This is a genomic window from Daejeonella sp., from assembly GCF_049655485.1.
In the GTDB taxonomy this organism is placed as follows: Bacteria; Bacteroidota; Bacteroidia; order Sphingobacteriales; family Sphingobacteriaceae; genus Daejeonella.
Genome location: NZ_JBASJU010000174.1, coordinates 1 through 2,389, shown reverse-complemented (window position 1 = coordinate 2,389; position 2,389 = coordinate 1). Strand labels below are relative to the sequence as shown.

Here is a 2,389-nt window from a genome sequence, read left to right as displayed (position 1 = left end):
GAATAATCCGGAAGAGAAAGACGTTTTCGAACAGGAATATACTTTTCGTGATGCATTATCCCGAAGGAAGGAAGACCTGAATTATTTATGGAAGCGTAAATTTCAATTTCTGCCAGTGGCTGTAGTTGGTGTATTGCTAGGCTTGCTGCTAGCCTGGTACTGGCCAATCACATATACATCCCGTGTACTATTTGTAGTGGATGACACAAAAGGCAGCGGCGGATCGATGCTATCTTCCCTTGCAGGGCAAATTGGGCTTGATATGGGAAGCCTTTCAACCGGCGGGGTTTTGGCCGGCGACAATGTATTGCAGTTGCTCAAGAGTCAGAATTTAATCAAACAGACCCTTTTAACGCCTTATGAGGAAAGCAAGCCCAATTACACGCTGGCTGATAAATATGCGGAAGCAGGGAAACTGAAGGAAAGCTGGAAAAAATATACCAAGGATGGTCCGTTAGTTAGTTTCCCCGCAGATAAGTCAAAGTATAGCCGCCTTCAGGATAGCTTACTCCAGGATATAGTCATTCGTGTAGGAGAAGATAACTTTTCTATTTCCAAACCTGATAAGAAACTGACATTCTTCGAAGCATCTGCAACGATGAAGGATGAGAAATTGTCGCAGCTTTTCTGTACCCGATTGATAAAGAATGCTACCGATTTTTACGTCCAAACCAAAACAAAGAAGCTCAGGACTAATGTGGAACGGCTCCAGCGCAGGACTGATAGTATCGGCTATCTGTTAAATAGAAAAACTTATTCTGCTTCAGCATCCAGCAAAATGCTTCTCGACGCCAATCCCGCATTTCCAACTGCTGAAGTCAGCAGCGAAGTTCAGGGGAGGGATAAGATGATGCTGTCGACAGCCTACTCCGAAGTATTCAAAAGCCTCGAAGCCAGCAAAACCATGCTGATGCAGGAAACACCGACAATTGAAATTGTGGATGTGTCAGAGTATCCGTTGAAGAAGAATCATTTGAAATATTTGAAGTCTGCGGTATTAACTAGTGGGTTCTTTTTGATAATGTATGCAGCGGGGTTGCTGCTGCTGCGAGAGGCCAGGAAATAGTGCTCTTCCCCGACTGGGTCCCGGATCAAGTCCGGGACGGATCTCGTGCAGACGCGGCGAAGCTCGCGTCCCCCATATTTCTCAAATTAACCAGCCTCAAAGCCTTTTTTGATTTCCAACCTCTCTGACATTGGAATTTCTGGCCTGTGGGATTAAAAACCCTAATAAAATCGATACGTTACCCCAACATTTACCCGAAGATTCGAAACATCAACCCCATTCCTGTAATACTGCGAAGTCTCAACCGGATCCATATACCAACCATAATTCAACGACCTCGTGAAGTTAAGTCCCCCGTTAAATATAAAATTCTTATAATCCCATCGTCCGTTTACCTCGGCACTCAGATCTGTCCAATGCCTTCTGAAATCCTTAGATGGTTCGTAAGCATAGTAGAAAAAATCCTGATTATGAAGATACCTTTCCAGTCTTATGCCTAAACTCTTGATTCCTTTTATCCAATTCACATCAAGCGTTTGGACTTCAGCTCCCGGGCCTGCGCCAGCTCCCAATGGCTCTCCGAGCTGGGTATAACCGTGAACCACATAATCATCCATATACCAACTTTGGGCTTTTCGAACAGAATTTAAAGACGTCTGCGAAAGCTGCGCGAATTCCAATTTCGCTAAGATTCCCTCATCAGGGCGTGAACTGAGGTCAAAAAACTTCGACATCCCAAAAATATATGCCCGGCCCAAATCCGGATCTTTAACAAAATCTGTGAGAGTCCGCAACTGATCATTATGGCCGTATTCAAAATAAATCTCTGCTTGTGATTTAGTTAGTAGCCAGCGCATAAACAGTGATGTATAACGATCTGGGGAACTTGGCCTTTCCGCAACGACATTTCTACTATACGTCCTGAAGAAGGGTAAAAACTCGCCTATTTTGTTAAGATCATTCGCATACACTTGCGAAGTTCGCGAAAAACCCAGGAAAAGACCGGGCAATAATTTCGGTTGCAATGTCATAACCAGGCCCGACATATATCTCCAATCATTTGGTTTCGGAAGAAATAATGTGGTTCCCTGATGCATATACTGTGGATCCGGCGGTGTTGCTCGGGAACCATCCAGCCGTCCCGCGATAAACTGCCCTTCTATCGAGCCTATTGGTGTCTGCAAGGGTTCCCGGGTATTGAGAGTTAAATGCAAAAAGCCCGGTGCAGTATTGCTCATTAATAATGAATTGCGCATACCCGGGCCCCACCATAAGTTTTCTGTTGACAAACCTGCGGACAGCTTTTTAACATTATAACGAACGCTACTCTGTCCAGGATACAATCTAACCCGAGGATCTTTGCCAAATCGCACAGGTAGATCT

Annotated in this window: 2 protein-coding genes; one reads left to right on the top strand and one right to left on the bottom strand. The window is 44.7% G+C overall.

Translation table 11 applies throughout. The features are described from left to right. On the top strand, positions 1–1,066 hold a 1,066-nt coding region (locus WBJ10_RS07185; protein WP_424288838.1), incomplete at its 5' end, for a hypothetical protein. 161 nt (positions 1,067–1,227) lie between these two features. Here the strand turns inward: WBJ10_RS07185 and WBJ10_RS07180 are convergent. Beyond that, positions 1,228–2,389 (bottom strand): capsule assembly Wzi family protein (locus tag WBJ10_RS07180; protein ID WP_424288837.1); only part of this gene is annotated, 1,162 nt, incomplete at its 5' end.